14 protein-coding genes are annotated in these 15,314 nt (G+C 60.4%); 11 read left to right on the top strand and 3 right to left on the bottom strand.

Going from position 1 to position 15,314, the window contains the following annotated elements:
* Nucleotides 1-92 precede the first annotated feature (92 nt).
* The gene (ylqF, locus tag NOM06_RS09255) at nucleotides 93-1,043 is read right to left on the bottom strand and encodes a ribosome biogenesis GTPase YlqF (RefSeq protein ID WP_255911251.1); all 951 of its coding nucleotides are present in this window, start codon (nucleotides 1,041-1,043) and stop codon (nucleotides 93-95) included.
* Nucleotides 1,044-1,366: 323 nt separating this feature from the next.
* On the opposite strand from ylqF, the gene NOM06_RS09260 reads away from it, so the two are divergent.
* From NOM06_RS09260 to NOM06_RS09295, 8 genes are all read left to right on the top strand, one after another.
* Nucleotides 1,367-2,764: an alkaline phosphatase gene (locus NOM06_RS09260; RefSeq protein ID WP_005334065.1), complete on the top strand. Its 1,398-nt coding sequence runs from the start codon at nucleotides 1,367-1,369 to the stop codon at nucleotides 2,762-2,764.
* Between the two features lie 11 nt (nucleotides 2,765-2,775).
* Entirely contained in the window at nucleotides 2,776-4,167 is a 1,392-nt protein-coding gene (locus tag NOM06_RS09265; RefSeq protein WP_255911253.1) for an alkaline phosphatase, read from the top strand.
* 72 nt (nucleotides 4,168-4,239) lie between these two features.
* The gene (locus tag NOM06_RS09270) at nucleotides 4,240-4,926 is read left to right on the top strand and encodes a hypothetical protein (RefSeq protein ID WP_255911315.1); all 687 of its coding nucleotides are present in this window, start codon (nucleotides 4,240-4,242) and stop codon (nucleotides 4,924-4,926) included.
* A gap of 82 nt (nucleotides 4,927-5,008) precedes the next feature.
* Entirely contained in the window at nucleotides 5,009-5,746 is a 738-nt protein-coding gene (locus tag NOM06_RS09275; RefSeq protein ID WP_255911255.1) for an ABC transporter substrate-binding protein, read from the top strand.
* A 245-nt stretch (nucleotides 5,747-5,991) separates the two neighbouring features.
* Entirely contained in the window at nucleotides 5,992-6,387 is a 396-nt protein-coding gene (rnk, locus tag NOM06_RS09280; protein WP_005334070.1) for a nucleoside diphosphate kinase regulator, read from the top strand.
* A gap of 192 nt (nucleotides 6,388-6,579) precedes the next feature.
* Nucleotides 6,580-7,170, top strand: a complete 591-nt coding sequence (uhpA, locus tag NOM06_RS09285) for a transcriptional regulator UhpA (RefSeq protein WP_204379608.1) — start codon at nucleotides 6,580-6,582, stop codon at nucleotides 7,168-7,170.
* Entirely contained in the window at nucleotides 7,167-8,687 is a 1,521-nt protein-coding gene (uhpB, locus tag NOM06_RS09290) for a signal transduction histidine-protein kinase/phosphatase UhpB (protein ID WP_255911257.1), read from the top strand. Before uhpA ends, uhpB begins: the two co-directional genes overlap by 4 nt.
* A gap of 21 nt (nucleotides 8,688-8,708) precedes the next feature.
* On the top strand, nucleotides 8,709-10,043 hold the full coding sequence (locus NOM06_RS09295) for an MFS transporter (protein ID WP_255911259.1): 1,335 nt from the start codon (nucleotides 8,709-8,711) through the stop codon (nucleotides 10,041-10,043).
* 92 nt (nucleotides 10,044-10,135) lie between these two features.
* On the opposite strand, the gene NOM06_RS09300 is transcribed toward NOM06_RS09295, so the two are convergent.
* Nucleotides 10,136-11,269 carry a GGDEF domain-containing protein gene (locus NOM06_RS09300; RefSeq protein WP_255911261.1) on the bottom strand — a complete coding sequence of 378 codons (1,134 nt, stop codon included), beginning with the start codon at nucleotides 11,267-11,269 and terminating at the stop codon, nucleotides 10,136-10,138.
* A 520-nt stretch (nucleotides 11,270-11,789) separates the two neighbouring features.
* Here NOM06_RS09300 and NOM06_RS09305 point away from each other — a divergent pair.
* From NOM06_RS09305 to NOM06_RS09315, 3 genes are all read left to right on the top strand, one after another.
* A complete protein-coding gene (locus tag NOM06_RS09305; protein ID WP_005334079.1) occupies nucleotides 11,790-12,590 on the top strand; it encodes a transporter substrate-binding domain-containing protein in 801 nt (266 codons plus the stop codon).
* A gap of 99 nt (nucleotides 12,591-12,689) precedes the next feature.
* Nucleotides 12,690-13,649, top strand: a complete 960-nt coding sequence (locus NOM06_RS09310) for an amino acid ABC transporter permease (RefSeq protein ID WP_255911263.1) — start codon at nucleotides 12,690-12,692, stop codon at nucleotides 13,647-13,649.
* On the top strand, nucleotides 13,633-14,376 hold the full coding sequence (locus NOM06_RS09315; RefSeq protein ID WP_064338276.1) for an amino acid ABC transporter ATP-binding protein: 744 nt from the start codon (nucleotides 13,633-13,635) through the stop codon (nucleotides 14,374-14,376). Before NOM06_RS09310 ends, NOM06_RS09315 begins: the two co-directional genes overlap by 17 nt.
* 107 nt (nucleotides 14,377-14,483) lie before the next feature.
* Here NOM06_RS09315 and NOM06_RS09320 read toward each other — a convergent pair whose 3' ends face one another.
* Nucleotides 14,484-15,275: an ABC transporter substrate-binding protein gene (locus NOM06_RS09320; RefSeq protein ID WP_255911265.1), complete on the bottom strand. Its 792-nt coding sequence runs from the start codon at nucleotides 15,273-15,275 to the stop codon at nucleotides 14,484-14,486.
* Between the last annotated feature and the right edge of the window lie 39 nt (nucleotides 15,276-15,314).

Here is a 15,314-nt window from a genome sequence, read left to right on the forward strand (position 1 = left end):
GAGGCGACCCCTGGGGCCGCCTCTTCGTGTTTCGTCATCTCGGTCACACAAGCTCGCTCGTTGTCAGGCAAGCTCGGGACGCCTGAGGATAACTATTTCTGACGCTTGCGGGCGTACTTGCGGCGGGCACGGGCCTGACGCTCCTCTTCCCGCTCGGCCTTCTCTTTGGCTTTTTGCTCGGCTTCTGCGGCGGCTTCGACAATCTCGACGCTCACCATCTCTGGCGTCTCCAGCGAGATGCGGCCAAGCAAGCCTGAGCGGAACTCGTTAATCAGGATCTCGGACGCCTTGTGCAGGTCGGCCAGCCCCCCTTTGCGCATAAACGCTCGCTGGCGGGCGATCATCTCCAGCAGCTCGATCTCGGTCTCGGGCAACTCGTCAATCTGGTAGCGCGCCTTGATCCGCTCCGGATAGGCCTTGATGAAGTAATCGGCGGCGAACATGGCGATATCGGCATAGTCGAACACCGTGTCCTTGATGGCCGCTGTGATGGCCAGACGATAACCACAGGAGGGCGGATTGAGCTTGGGCCAGAGGAAACCCGGGGTATCGGTCAGGATAACGTTGTTATCCAGCTTGATCCGCTGCTGGGACTTGGTCACCCCCGCCTCGTTACCGGTACGGGCGATGATGCGCCCGGCCAGGGTATTGATCAGGGTGGACTTGCCCACGTTGGGGATCCCCATGATCATCGCCCGCACGCCGCGCAGCTCAAAGTTGCGCTCTGGCAGCATCTCGTGGCAGAGGGTCAGCAGTTGCTTGATCTTCTCCGGCTCTTGTTGCGTCAGCGGCAGCGCCTTGATCCCCTTCTCTTTTTCCATGTGCGCCTCCCACAGATCGGTGATCGCCGGATCGGCGAGGTCCGCCTTGTTCAGCACCTTGATCACCGGGGTATCACCACGCAGCTCGGGCACCAGCGGGTTTTCGCTGGAGAAGGGGATGCGGGCATCGAGCATCTCGATGATCACATCGACCTGGGGCATGACCTCGGCAATCTCTTTGCGGGCCTTGTGCATGTGACCGGGGAACCAGTTGATGGACATATCCGTTACTCTCTGTGGGGGCTGCGGGCGCGCGCATGAAACAACAGGCGCTCTGCCGCAGGCATCGAACGAAGGGGGCGCATTTTACCTGCTGCGGGCCTCTTTTGACAGGTCATTCTAACCATCACCTCATCAAATCAGCAAACCGCCGAGGCGGAGCAACCTTGCCGGAAACGACCGGATCAATCCGCTCAATTGACAGATAACATATTGATATATTGTAACATTTTTATCATTTTTTCACACAACCGTCACCGATAGTCAGTAAAAGTGTCATCTGCCCCCTCTAGGCTGCGCTCAGGTTTTACAAGGAGCGAACCCCAATGAGAAAAATGGCAGGACTTGCAGTGATGATCGGCGCCGCCCTGGCTGCCGGCTGCAAATCAGACAATGACACGGTGGCGACCAAGCCCGCAGCCCAACCCACCAACGTCATCTTCTTCCTCGGTGACGGCATGGGCCTCAACACCCTGACGGCGGCCCGCATCTACGGTGTCGGCGAAGAGGGTGATCTCACCATCGATACCCTGCCAGAGACGGCCTTTATCAAGACCTTCTCCCACGATGCCCAGGTCACTGACTCGGCCCCCTCCATGGCGGCCTACATGACCGGGGTCAAGAGCAACAACGGCGTCATCAGCATGGACGGCGACGCCACCTATGAGAGCGACTGCAGCAAGAGCGCCGGCAAGCCGGTGACTACCCTGCTGGAGCTGGCCAAAGCCGATGGCCGCGGTACCGGTGTGGTAACCAGTACCCGGGTGACCCACGCCACCCCTGCGGCTACCTATGCCCATATCTGCAACCGGGATCTGGAGGCAGATATCGCCGTCCAGCTGGTACCGGGCGGCAAAGGCTACAACAGCGCCCTCAAGGAGGGGCTGGATGTGGTGCTCGGTGGCGGCAGCAGCTTCTTCCTGCCCAAAGCTGACAAGGGCAAGCGGGAAGATGGCCGCAACCTCATCAGCGAAATGCAGGCCAAGGGCTACCAGTTTGCCAGCAATCTGGATGAGCTGAACAAGGCCGATGCGGGCAAGCCTCTTTTGGGTCTTTTTGGTTCCAGCCACATGAAATATGACCTGGACCGTCCCGCCAGCGAGCCGTCACTGGCCCAGATGACCCTGGCCGCCATCAAGCAGCTCAAGGGCAAAGAGAAGGGTTACTTCCTGATGGTGGAAGGGGGCCGCATCGACCACGCACTGCACGACACCAACGCCAAGCGGGCGCTGCAGGACACTATCGCCTTCGACAACGCCATCAAGGCTGCTATCGACGAGGTGAAAAAGAGCGACCCCGAGCTGAAAAACACCCTGATCGTGGTTACCGCCGATCACGACCACACACTAGTGCTCAACGGCTATGCCAAGCGCACCGGCAAGACCACCGCCGACAACCCCGGCGTACTCGGGCTGGTGAAGAACTACGAGACTGGCGAGCCAAGCAAGGATAGCGAGGGCATGCCCTACACCATCATAGGTTTTGGCAACGGCTACAACCGGGTGGATGGCCCGCGCAGCAGCGTCGCCCCGCTCGACGATGCCACCGTCTCCGCCAATGACTACCACCAGGAGGTGGTGGTCAAGGTAGGCGAGATCGGCAACGAGACCCACGGCGGCACAGATGTCTTTCTCGGCGCCATCGGCAAGGGGGCAGACAGTTTCCATGGCTCACTCGATAACACCGCCGTGTTCGGCAAGATCAAGGCTGCGGCCAAGTTGTAAGGAGCACTTTCATGAGCAAACAGATGAACACATCCATCAAGTACACGCTGGTCTGCGCCGCCCTGTTCAGTGCGTTGGGCGCAACCTCCCAGGCACAGGCCGGTGATGCCAAAAACGTCATTCTCTTTATCGGTGATGGCATGGGGCCCACCGTGCTCACCGCCACCCGCCTGTTCAAGGTGGGAGAAGAGGGCAATCTGGAGATGATGAAACTGCCGCGCAGTGCCCGCATCAAGACCTTCTCCAACGATGCCCAGACCACCGACTCGGCCCCCTCCATGGCGGCCTACACCACCGGGGTCAAGATGAACAACGAGGTGATCGCCATGAGCAGCGACACCAAAGCCATCGCCCCCGGCAAAGACGTCAATGGCAACAAAACCGTCAACAATTGCAGCAGCGACAACGGCAAGCCGGTGCCCACCATCCTGGAGCTGGCCAAGGCGGCAGGCAAATCGGTCGGGGCCGTCACCACTACCGAGCTGACCCATGCGACCCCGGCGGCCACCTACGCCCACATCTGCCATCGGGATGCCGCCTATGACATCGCCGCACAAGCTGTTCCGGGAGGCGCTGGCTATAACAGTGCCCTCAAGGATGGGGTCGATGTACTGATGGGCGGTGGTGCCAACCACTGGACCCCCTACAGCGCCAGTAACAAGAGCGGTCGCAATGACAACCGCGACCTGACCGCCGAGATGAGGGCGCAGGGATACAGCTATGTCACCACCCAAAGCGAACTGGCCAAGGTCACCAGCGGCAAGGTGCTCGGCCTGTTCAGCAGCAAATCCCACCTCGACTACGAGCTGGATCGGGTCGCCAAAGGGGCTGCCAATACCCAGCCGTCCCTCTCCGAAATGACCGCCAAGGCGATCGACCTGCTGAGCAAGAACAGTCAGGGTTATTTCCTGATGGTAGAAGGCGGCCGGATCGATCATGCCCTGCACGGCACCAACGCCAAGCGCTCGCTCACCGACGCGGTGGCACTGGATGAGGCGGTCAAGACGGCGCTGGGTAAAGTGGATCTCAACAATACCCTGATCGTGGTCACCGCCGACCATGACCACACCATGACCATTAACGGCTACTCCGCCAAGGGCAATCCTGTGCTGGATCTGGTTAAAAATGGCGATGGCTCGACCCAGAACGACGTGGATGGCAAGCCCTTCACCACCCTGGTGTTCGGTAACGGCCCCAACCGCCCAGATGTACGCCCCGTCCTCACCAGCGATCAGGTGATGGCCAATGACTATCTGCAGGAGACCGGCGTCAAACTAACATCGGAAACCCACGGCGGCGGCGATGTGATGCTGTTTGCCGATGGCGCCGGCAGCAACCGCTTCAAAGGCACACTGGATAACACCAAGGTGTTTGGCAAACTGCGGGAGGCGCTCGGCCTGTAAGCAGCAGGGGCCCGGATGCATCTGAGCAATTGATTCAGCGGCCCGGGCCCCGGCTCTTTCGAGCGACAGATGATGATGCGACTTTTGCTTTCGTTATGGCTGCTTGGCAGCACCCTCGCCTTCCCCCTGCATGCTGACGACACGCCCCCGGATCTCGCCGCCCGGATCAGCTATCACGACCGGAACACCGGCAGCGATGGCATCGCCAGAGAGAGTGTCTGGCAAGAGAAGTGGCTGCGCGTGGGCAATCAGGTGTGGAGCCAGCGGCTCATTCCCCTCCCCCTTGCCCGTGCCTATCACGCCACTCACGACGCCACACCCGGCCACAAGCACTTTACCCACCAGATGGCGGCCCGCTGGGTCAGTCGCAGTGATGAGGGTGAACTTCAACTTCGCTATGCCGACAGCTGGCACAACCGGCTGGTTGAGGTGCCGGTGGAAGAGTATGGCCAGGTGGCCTTCAAGCCCGACTGGCCGCGGCTCCGCCATCTCATCAACCCGGCGCTGATCGAGGGAATGACCCCGCTGGATGAGGCCGCCCCCGAGCAGGCCCGCTGGTATGAAAAGCGCGAAGGGCAGCAACGAACCCGGATTCTCTGGTCGAGTCAATGGCAGATCCCGCTGGTGGTCGAATCGGCCAGTCTCGACGGCTATCGCAGCTACCGGATGGAGGTGACCCTGCGCAAGCTGCCTGCTCAGCTCCCCTGGCAGCAACTCGCTGATTACGAAGTGCGCGATCTGCGGGATTTCTTCGACTGAGATCCCAGCCCCTCAGCAGGCACAACGACAACGCAGGCAGGAATGTTACACTCTGCATATTCGACTCTGGCTCACGACCTTGATGCGCGCACTCTGCCTGCCCTTTTTTGCCCTGCTGTTATTGCTGGTGAACACCGGTGCCCAGGCTATTGTGCTGGTGGCGGCCGAGCTGCCCCCCTATGTCATTCGCTCCTCTCACGGCAAACCAAGCGGTGTCGCCATCGAGATCATGGAAGAGGCCGCGCGACGCCTCAAAGAACCGCTCACCATCGAGCTGATGCCGCTGGCCCGGGCCCTCACTCAGGCTATCCACCGCAAGGATGTGCTGCTGATCCCGCCGGTGCGCAGCACTCAACGGGAACACCTCTACTACTGGGTAACCCCCATACTCGATGACGATTTTGTCATCGTCAGCGATCGCCGCTTTCATCCTGCCCCCCTCAAAGTGACAGATCTCCCACCACTGCAGATCGGCACCCTGCGCTACTCCTTCGGTCAGCATCTGCTCAGACAACGACTTAAGCTTGAAAGTGATACCGTGGCCACCGAGAAGCTCAATGCCCAGAAATTGCATCGGGGCCGTATCGATGCCTGGGTGGCCGCCTGGAACGCCATCCTCTACAACCAGCGCCTTGGTGATTTGCCAACCGACCTGCTGGTACGCGGAGAGACTCTGATGCGTACCCAGTTTTATGTCGCCGCCAGCAAGGAGTTCCCCTTCACCGAGAGACGTCGCTGGCAAGCCGTGATCGACGAGATGCGCCATGATGGCACACTGGCGCGGATCATCCGTCAGTACAACTATCAGGCTCCTGAGTAGTCACTCAATCGCGGTTGCCAAGGCTGGCCAGAATGGTTATGGTAGCCCCATGAAAATACTCGCTATTTCCTCGCATTTGCTCACACCCTGCTGAGCCCCCGCCTCGCTCCTTCGGCCGCGAGTCGCTTGGGGGCATGGCATTTTCAATCGATTGAACCTGTTGAATCCATTTTTGTAACACCCTGTGTGATGGCCAACCTGCACCCGCCGGTATGGGCCTATCTGCTATTGATAAGGAATATCTTATGAAACAACCTCATCTGGTTATCTCCAGCCTTGATCTGGACCGTATCGAACAACTGCTCGGCAACCATCCGCAGCATCTGGCCCTGCAAGAGGAGCTGGACCGCGCCGAGATCCGCGAACCGGCCGACATGCCGCCGGACGTGGTCACCATGAACAGCAAGGTACGCTTCAAGATGCAGAGCAGCGGCAACGAGTTCTGCCTCACCCTGGTCTACCCGCGCGATGCCAAGGGCGACGAGAGCAACATCTCGGTACTGGCGCCGGTGGGCAGCGCCCTGCTCGGCCTGAAAGTGGGCGACAGCATCGCCTGGCCTGGCCCGGCCGGCCGCACCATCGAGGTCGAAATTCTGGAAGTGGTCTATCAGCCGGAGCGCGCCGGCGAGCTGCACCGCTGAGTCCCCCGGGCTGGTCATCCCTTGTTGATCAGCCCGCTTGCTCGCCCTTGCCAGCTGATCCCGATCAAGCTTTGCGCACCTTGCCCCCCGGTTTTTAGCCCCTTTTCCTGCTGCTGCTTGAGCCTGACTCGGGGGGCAGGTATCTTGTTGGCCGCGTCATGGTCATGACGCACCGAATTTCAGGCTGACATCATGATAAAAATTGCCCTCATCGACGATCACCAGATCGTCCGATCCGGTTTTGCCCAACTGCTCAATCTGGAGCCCGACCTGCAGGTGGTCGCCGAATTCGGCTCCGCCAGCGACGCCCTTACCGGTCTGCCCGGCAGCGGGGCGCGGGTCTGTGTCTGCGACATCTCGATGCCCGACCAGTCGGGACTGGATCTGCTCAAGCAGCTCCCCTCCGGCCTTGCGGTGGTGATGCTCTCGGTGCACGACAGCCCGGCCCTCATCGAGCAGGCGCTGCAAACTGGCGCCAAGGGGTTTCTCTCCAAGCGCTGCAGTCCGGACGAGCTGATCGCTGCCGTGCGCACCGCCGCCCAGGGGGGGTGTTATCTTACGCCGGACATCGCCCAGAAGCTGGCCAGCAGCAGCCGGGATCCCCTCACCAATCGGGAGCGGGAGATTGCCCAGCTACTGGCACAGGGGCTGGAGGTGAAGGCCATCGCCGAGCAGCTTGGCCTCTCCCCCAAGACGGTTCACGTCCATCGCGCCAACCTGATGGACAAGCTCAAGGTCAGCAACAACGTCGAGCTGGCCCACCGCATGCTGGATAGCTGGTGATCTCCCGTTTTGCCAGCTATGTCGCCATCGCGCTGGCGGCCTGCTTCATCTTTGCCGCCGGCTGGTTTTGCCTCTGGAGCATCAGCCTGCATCTGGCGGGTGGCCCGGCGCTGGCGGTGCTGCTGTTCCCCTTCGGCCTGCGCCTCGGGTTGCTGCTGCAAAGTCCCGGCCACTACTGGCCGCCGCTATTATTGTGCGAAGGGCTGCTGCTCTACTGGCTCAATCTGGAGGTGGGGCTGCCCCACTGGCCTTGGCTGGTCGCGGGCAGTCTGCTGACCCTGCTACCGCTGCTGATTGCCCGTCGCCAACAGGTGCGTAACGACTGGCAGCAACTGTTGCTGCTGCTCGCCACCGTCACGGCGGCGGCGCTGCTGCAAGCCCTGCTCTGGCATCTGGCGGGGGAAGATGGTCTCTCGGCCCTGCTGCTCAGCCTGACCGGCGGTCTGACGCTGACCTCCACCTGCATGCTGATCTGGCACTACCTCACCCGCGCCACCTGGGTGCCGCTCGGTCCTGCGCTGGTGGATCAGCCGGTGGAGTGGCGCTTTCGCCATCTGGTCTGGTATCTGCTGCTGTTCGTATTGAGCCTTTGGCTACAGTTGGGATTGCCCAACTCGCTGGTACGCTTTACCCCGTTTTGTCTCGCCATCCCCATCATCGCCATGGCGTGGCGCTACGGCTGGCAGGGGGCGCTGCTCGCCACACTGATGAACACCATCGCCCTGCTGGCCAGTCAGGCCTGGCACGATCACCCCCTCGATCTGCTGCTCTCCCTGCTGGCCCAGAGCCTCACCGGCCTGCTGCTAGGCGCCGGGATCCAGCGCCAGCGCGAACTCAATCAGGCGCTGACCCGCCAGCTCGCCCATAATCGCCAGCTCACCGAACGGCTGCTGGAGACCGAGGAGAGTATCCGCAAGGAGGTGGCGCGCGAGCTGCACGACGATATCGGCCAGACCATCACAGCCATTCGTACCCAGGCCGGGATCGTGCGCCGCCTCGCCCCCGATAATGCAGGGGTGGGCCAGAGCAGTGCCCTCATCGACACCCTGTCGCTCGGGATCTACGACGCGGTGCGCGGTCTGCTCGGGCGGCTGCGCCCGCGCCAACTCGACGACATGACTCTTGAACAGGCGGTACGGGCACTGCTGCGGGAGCTGGAGCTGGAGCGTCACGGCATCGTCACTCGGCTGGAGTGGAAACTGGCGGATGGGGATCTCTCCGATGCCCAGCGGGTCACCCTGTTTCGGGTCTGTCAGGAGGGGCTCAACAACGTGGTCAAACATGCCAACGCCCACTCGGTCACCATTCGCGCCCGGGCCAGCGGCGAGCTGTTGCAACTGGTGCTGGAAGATGATGGCCGCGGTATGCCGGAAAGCCGCCCGCAGCAGGGCTATGGCCTGCTCGGCATTCGCGAGCGGGTACAGGCGCTCGGGGGCAGTCTGCAACTCTCCTGCATCCACGGCACCCAGCTGACGGTCAACCTGCCCAGTCGCAGACGGGAAGAGAGTCATGGCTAATCACCACCAGAGGGCCTGCCTGTGCTGAGTTTTATGAGAAGCGCGCCGCCCCGGCCCCTTATCCGGGATCAGGCCGAGATCGACGCAACCTATCGCCACTGGCGGCTGCACCAGCTGCTGACCATGTATCTGGGCTACGCGGTCTTCTACTTCACCCGCAAGAGCTTCAACTTCGCCATGCCGGACATGCTGGCGAGCGGCATGCTGGACAAGTCCGACATCGGCATGCTCTGGACCCTGTTCTACATCACCTACGGCTGCTCCAAGTTCTTCTCCGGCATCATCAGTGACCGCGCCAACCCACGCTACTTCATGGGCGTCGGGCTGATGGCCACCGGCGTTATCAATATCCTGTTCGGCCTCTCGTCGGCACTCTGGATGTTTGCCGCCCTTTGGGTCGCCAACGCCTTCTTCCAGGGCTGGGGCTGGCCTCCCTGCTCCAAGCTGCTTACCAGCTGGTATTCGCGCACCGAGCGCGGGGTCTGGTGGTCGGCCTGGAACACGGCTCACAACGTGGGCGGTGCGCTCATCCCCCTTATCGTCAGCACCATCGCCCTGCAACATGGCTGGCGCTACGGCATGATAGTGCCCGGCCTTATCGCTATCCTTGCGGGATTGTTCCTCTGCTGGCGGCTGCGGGATACCCCGAGCGCCATGGGATTGCCAACAGTGGGCGAGTGGCGCAAGGATGCCATGGAGCTGGCCCAGCAGACTCAGGATGCGGGGCTCTCCCATCGCCAGATCCTGCGCAAATATGTGCTCGGCAACCCCTATATCTGGCTGCTCGCCTGCTGTTACGTGCTGGTCTATGTGGTGCGTACCGCCATCAATGACTGGGGCAACCTCTACATGACCGAGCAGCGCGGCTTCAATCTGATGAGCGCCAACTCGGCTATCTCCATGTTCGAGGTGGGAGGCTTTATCGGTGCGCTGGTGGCGGGCTGGGGGTCGGACAAGCTGTTCAACGGCAACCGTGGCCCAATGAACCTCATCTTTGCGGTGGGGATCCTGCTGGCGGTGGGATCGCTGTGGCTGATGCCCTTCTTCAGCTATGTGATGCAGGCGGCCTGCTTCTTTACCATCGGCTTTTTCGTGTTTGGCCCCCAGATGCTGATCGGCATGGCGGCGGCGGAGTGCTCCCACAAAAACTCGGCAGGGGCGGCCACCGGCTTTGTCGGGCTGTTCGCCTACATGGGGGCGGCGCTGTCGGGCTATCCGCTGGCCAAGGTGATGGAGATCTGGCACTGGAACGGCTTCTTCGTAGTGATCTCGGTGGCGGCGGGTGTCTCGGCCCTGCTGCTGCTCCCCTTCCTCAAGGCGCAGGCACCGAGAGCCGCTCAAGCGAATGCAGAGTAGCGGGTGGCAGCTGACGAACTATATCCGGCAAGCAGAAACAAACAGGGCGCGGATCACCGCGCCCTGATTTTATTCCTGAACCTCTTCCTGCATCAGGCAGCCTGACAGACCCGGTTCTTTCCTTCCCGCTTGGCCCGATAGAGAGCATCATCCGCACGGCTGAACAGGCTGTCAAAGTGCCACTCACCCTGCCAGTGAGCAATACCCATGCTGACGGTGATATGGATCCCCTCTACCTCGCTGCCCGCAAGCTGAACCCGCAGTGACTGGCAACGGGCGATCGCCTCCTCTGCGGTGGCATGGCGAAACAGCAGCACAAACTCCTCGCCCCCGAAGCGACTGGCCAATACGCCCTCCAGCTCGCGCAGTGCCAACCCGACCCGCTCCAGCACCCGATCCCCCACCTCATGACCATGCCGATCGTTGATCTGCTTGAAGTCATCCAGATCGAGCACCACCAGCGCCCCCTGCTGTGCAGGGCGTCCACGGGCCAGACGTTCCATAAAACCACGGCGATTGAGTAACCCGGTCAGCGGGTCATGACTGGCCTGATAGCGCAGCTCCAGCGCCCGGTGCTGGTTGCAGAGCAGCAGTACCCCGAAGGTGAGCATGGAGCTACCCACCAGCATGGAGACATAGGGCAACACGTTGAACAGCTGACGCTGGAACGGGCTTTCGATCACCTCGCCCCACACGGTAAATATCCGCATCAGGGTCATGGTAATCAGCACCAGATTGAGGCCAATCAGCACCCATACCGCCACCTGATAATCGGGTCGACCGTGACGCCAGAGCTGCCAGATGATGAGCGTACTGAGCATGAGGAAGGTGGCGCTGCTGATCATCACCCGCACCGCAATCCGGCCATCGATGGCGACCGACCAGGTCATGACGGCGGCAAACAACAAGATGAATCCCCAGCAGACAGGCCAGCCCGGCGATTGCCGGAAGAAACAGCGTTGAGCGACCAGCAGCAACGACACATGAAAAATCAGGAAGACATTGCCAACCCAGGAGCCATAGGGGGTGGGTGTCAGCAGCAGACTGGCAAATCCCGCCTGACCCAGCATGGCAAACAGACTGGACCACCACCAGACTCCGACGCCGGGAATATCGTTGTGGGTAACGCGGATGATGGTGAGAGTGAGGAAACCGAGACAATAGCCACACAAGGCCATGATCATCAAGGTAAAAATATCCAGCTTAAGCAGTAGTGAGGCGTCCATACCAAAGCCATGCAGAGAGGGTAACTGAGTATATGAGAAGCGTTTGCCAAGACCCAGTGCGACTTGATGGTTTTCACAATAAAGCCCGTTCGTTTGCTGACAAACAGAGCAATGCGTGTGATATCCCACCAATGCGTATTCGTATCAGCCCCATAAAAAGCCTCTTACGGAGCCCGATAGCACAATAAGAGCTGCAAGCGGCACCCTGGCTTTGTAACAAAATGTCTTGGGGATAATTTGGGCTTGAACCCACTCAATTAGATAGATATGTTGTTTTCGTGTGATTTTATGAATGAAGCCATGAGCAATAAATGTCTCTAACCTGTTGAGTCTTCTGACACAATCTGTTTTTGGTACATTTTTCACTCAACCACTATTCATAGCATCTCATATGGGGCTTTTGTCCCGCTCAAGACATTCATCCTGTCTTGCCTGTTGCCGGATGCAGCAGTCTCTTGTGCCACGGAGTCGCACGGGATCAGGTTCAAGGCCGAACACACCACTGACAGAGACGTCACTTATGATCAAAAAACTGATTCTTTCTACCCTGCTGTTTTGCGGGATCGCCACGGCGGCCCCGACCCCAGCCCCTACCTCCACCCTGGATGCCGTGCTCGAACGCGGTGTGCTGCGAGTCGGCTTCGATGCGGGCTATCAACCCTTCGAGATGACCAACAAGCAGGGCCAATACATCGGCTTTGACGTGGATCTCGCCAAGATGGTCGCCAAAGAGATGGGCGTGAAGGTCGAGTTCGTCAACACCGCCTGGGATGGCATCATTCCGGCGCTGCTGACCAACAAGTTCGACGTCATCATGGGCGGCATGACCGTCACTCCCCAGCGCAACCTGCGGGTCAACTTTGCCGATCCTTACATCGTGGTCGGCCAGACCATCGTCCTGCGCAAAGAGAAGGCGGGCGAAATCAAATCCTTCACCGACCTCAACGACCCGAAATACAAGATCGCGGTCAAGCTCGGCACCACCGGCGAGCAGGCAGTCAAGCGCCTGATCCCCAAAGCCACCCTGCTGCAGTTTGAAACCCAGGATGACGCCAAGCTGGAAGTGATCAACGGCAAGGTCGATGCGTTCGTCTATGACCTGCCCTACAACGCTATTTTCGCCTCCCAGAATCAGGGCGCCGTGGTGCACCTCGACAAGCCGTTCACCTTCGAGCCGCTGGCCTGGGCCATCCGCAAAGGGGATCAGGACACCCTCAACTGGTTCAACAACTACCTGCGCCAGATCAAGGGCGATGGCAGCTACGACCGTCTCTACAAGAAGTGGTTCGAATCCAACGCCTGGCTGAACCAGCTCAAATAACCTCCGGGGGGCGGCACATGCCGCCCCTGCACCACGCAGCTCCCCACACAATAACGAGAAGAGGTTGTGACCGTGCACACACCCAAACCGACAAGACAGATGGAAAAACAGCCCAATCAGCTACTCTGGCATGGGGTTTTCCTGCTGATGCTGCTGGTTGCCGTATTCGGCATCTACAAGGCTGTCCAGTCAGTGGATTACACCTGGCGCTGGGAACGCATTCCCCAATACATCGCCTATCAGGCGGAGCAGAAGAATCTGGCCGAATTTGACGGCACCGTGATGGCAGGTACCAGCGAGGCCGAGCAGGGCAAGCTGTTCCTGCAAGACGATCTCGATCCCAATGTGCGGCAAGCCATTGCCAGTACCGGCGTACAAGTCGCCGAAGGGGATACCGTTTTTCGTGGCGATACCCTCGACACCCAACTGAGCTGGACCGCAGGCCCCATCGCCTGGGGCGTCTGGGTCACCGTCAAGCTCTCGCTGGTGGCGGGCATCTTCGCCATCCTGCTCGGCACCCTGGCCGGGCTGGCGCGCCTCTCCCCCAATCCCGCCCTGCGCAATCTGGCGGTCACTTACGTGGAGCTCATCCGCGGCACGCCGCTGCTGGTACAGATCTTCATCGTCTACTTCTTTATCGGCACCGTGCTGAACCTCGACCGCTTCACCGCCGGGGTCGCCGCGCTGGCGGTCTTTACCGGCGCCTATGTGGCGGAGATCGTCCGCGCCGGTATCAGCTCCATCCACAAGGGGCAGATGGAGGCGGGCCGCAGCCTGGGTATGACCTCCGCCCAGACCATGCGCTATGTCATCCTGCCGCAGGCGTTCAAGCGGGTACTGCCACCGCTGGCAGGGCAATTCATCAACCTGATCAAGGACTCCTCGCTGGTCTCGGTCATCTCCATCACCGACCTGACCAAGGCGGGGCGCGAGGTGGTGAGCTCCACCTTCAGCCCGTTCGAGGTATGGTTCACCGTAGCCCTGCTCTATCTGGTACTGACCGGTACCCTCTCCTTTCTGGTGCGCCGTCTCGAGGTGAAATATGCGAAAAGCAACTGATCCCATCATCAAAGCGACCGGCGTAGAGAAGTTCTACGGTAGCGAAGTGCACGCCCTGAAAAATGTCAGCACCCAAGTGGCCGAAGGGGAAGTAGTGGTGATCGTCGGCCCCAGTGGCTCGGGCAAATCCACCTTCCTGCGCACCCTTAACCAGCTGGAGACCATCAACGACGGCAATATCGTGGTCGACGGCATCTGCCTGACCGAGCCGGGCGATGTCAACAAGCTGCGGGAAGAGGTGGGCATGGTGTTCCAGTCCTTCAACCTCTTCCCCCACCTGACGGTGCTGGATAACATCTGTCTCGCTCCGCAGAAGGTGCGTGGCCTGTCGCGCCGTGAGGCCGAAGACAGAGCCAAGGCGCTGCTGCTAAAAGTGGGGCTGTCGGTGAAAGCGGCCAGCTATCCGTCCCAGCTCTCCGGCGGTCAGCAACAGCGGGTAGCCATTGCCCGGGCGCTCGCCATGCAGCCGCGCATCATGCTGTTTGACGAGCCCACCAGTGCGCTCGACCCCGAAATGGTGGGGGAAGTGCTGGATGTGATGAAGGGGCTGGCTCGTGAGGGGATGACCATGGTGGTGGTGACCCACGAGATGGGCTTTGCCCGCGAGGTGGCGGATCGGGTGCTCTTTATGGAGAGTGGCGAACTGCTGGTGGATGAAAAACCGGCCGATTTCTTCGACAATCCCCCCTCCCCGCGTCTGCGCCAGTTCCTGAGTCAGGTGCTGTAGCCAACATGCTCTGCTGGATAAACGAAGAGGGACCGCAAGGTCCCTCTTCTTGTGTGTCACGCTGAGCAGACTTAACCCAGCTGAACCCGAGTGCCCATCTCATCGGCTCAGCGCGGGGACTTTCCCAGATAGCGCTCCACGATCACTTTCACCCCATCACGTTTTTTGAGCTGATAGAGCTCCTTGTCAAACTGGTCGATAAAGGCCTGTTTGTAGGGGTACTCCCCCTTGCGGCTGTAGCCGAGAAACCCCTGCTCCTTGCTGAGCACCGGCCCCTGTTTGAGCAGGGACATATCAGCCACCGCCAGCTGATCGGCCTTTATCATGTTGAGCAACTCATAGAGCAGGGAGAGGCGATCATTGATGGTACAATCGACCCGGCCGCGGACAATCTTGAGCAGGTTCTCCCGATTGCTTTTCACCTCCTCCACGTCGATCTGCTTCTCTTTTACCGCCTGCCAGAAGGCATCGCCGCCGACGGCAAAACCGGCGTTCATGCCAAAGCGCAAACCGTGATAGTCGAGCGGAAACCTGGCCTGCGGAGTATTGGCCGCCACACTGGCGCCGCACATCACCACCAGCTCTTCATCCAGCATCGGCTGGGAGTAGGGCCACATATAAGGGCGGGTATCGGGCATGTAGTAGGGTGGAAAAATAGCGAAGGCGGCCCCCTGCTCCACCATGCTCAGACCGCGCCGCCACGGCATGGGCTTGAGCACCACCTCATAGTCAGGCATGGCAGAGGTCACCTCGCGGATAATGTCGGCATAGATCCCCCTGACCTCCTCCCCTTCCTGCCAGGAGTAGGGGGGATAGGCGGCATCCGCCAGGATCTCGACCCGGGTCTTGGCGTGCGCCATCATGCACAACCCCAGCAACAAGCAACACCAGACGTGCATAAGCCAGCACCTCCTGAAAAAGCCTGCATCAAGCATAGC

Source organism: Aeromonas sp. JL9, from assembly GCF_024436075.1.
GTDB classification, from domain to species: domain Bacteria; phylum Pseudomonadota; class Gammaproteobacteria; order Enterobacterales; family Aeromonadaceae; genus Aeromonas; species Aeromonas veronii.

Coding starts and splice junctions, on each gene's coding strand:
- ylqF (WP_255911251.1), bottom strand. CDS start 1,043: ATGTCCATCAACTGGTTCCCCGGTCACATGCACAAGGCCCGCAAAGAG.
- NOM06_RS09260 (WP_005334065.1), top strand. CDS start 1,367: ATGAGAAAAATGGCAGGACTTGCAGTGATGATCGGCGCCGCCCTGGCT.
- NOM06_RS09265 (WP_255911253.1), top strand. CDS start 2,776: ATGAGCAAACAGATGAACACATCCATCAAGTACACGCTGGTCTGCGCC.
- NOM06_RS09270 (WP_255911315.1), top strand. CDS start 4,240: ATGATGCGACTTTTGCTTTCGTTATGGCTGCTTGGCAGCACCCTCGCC.
- NOM06_RS09275 (WP_255911255.1), top strand. CDS start 5,009: ATGCGCGCACTCTGCCTGCCCTTTTTTGCCCTGCTGTTATTGCTGGTG.
- rnk (WP_005334070.1), top strand. CDS start 5,992: ATGAAACAACCTCATCTGGTTATCTCCAGCCTTGATCTGGACCGTATC.
- uhpA (WP_204379608.1), top strand. CDS start 6,580: ATGATAAAAATTGCCCTCATCGACGATCACCAGATCGTCCGATCCGGT.
- NOM06_RS09300 (WP_255911261.1), bottom strand. CDS start 11,269: ATGGACGCCTCACTACTGCTTAAGCTGGATATTTTTACCTTGATGATC.
- NOM06_RS09305 (WP_005334079.1), top strand. CDS start 11,790: ATGATCAAAAAACTGATTCTTTCTACCCTGCTGTTTTGCGGGATCGCC.
- NOM06_RS09310 (WP_255911263.1), top strand. CDS start 12,690: ATGGAAAAACAGCCCAATCAGCTACTCTGGCATGGGGTTTTCCTGCTG.
- NOM06_RS09315 (WP_064338276.1), top strand. CDS start 13,633: ATGCGAAAAGCAACTGATCCCATCATCAAAGCGACCGGCGTAGAGAAG.
- NOM06_RS09320 (WP_255911265.1), bottom strand. CDS start 15,275: ATGCACGTCTGGTGTTGCTTGTTGCTGGGGTTGTGCATGATGGCGCAC.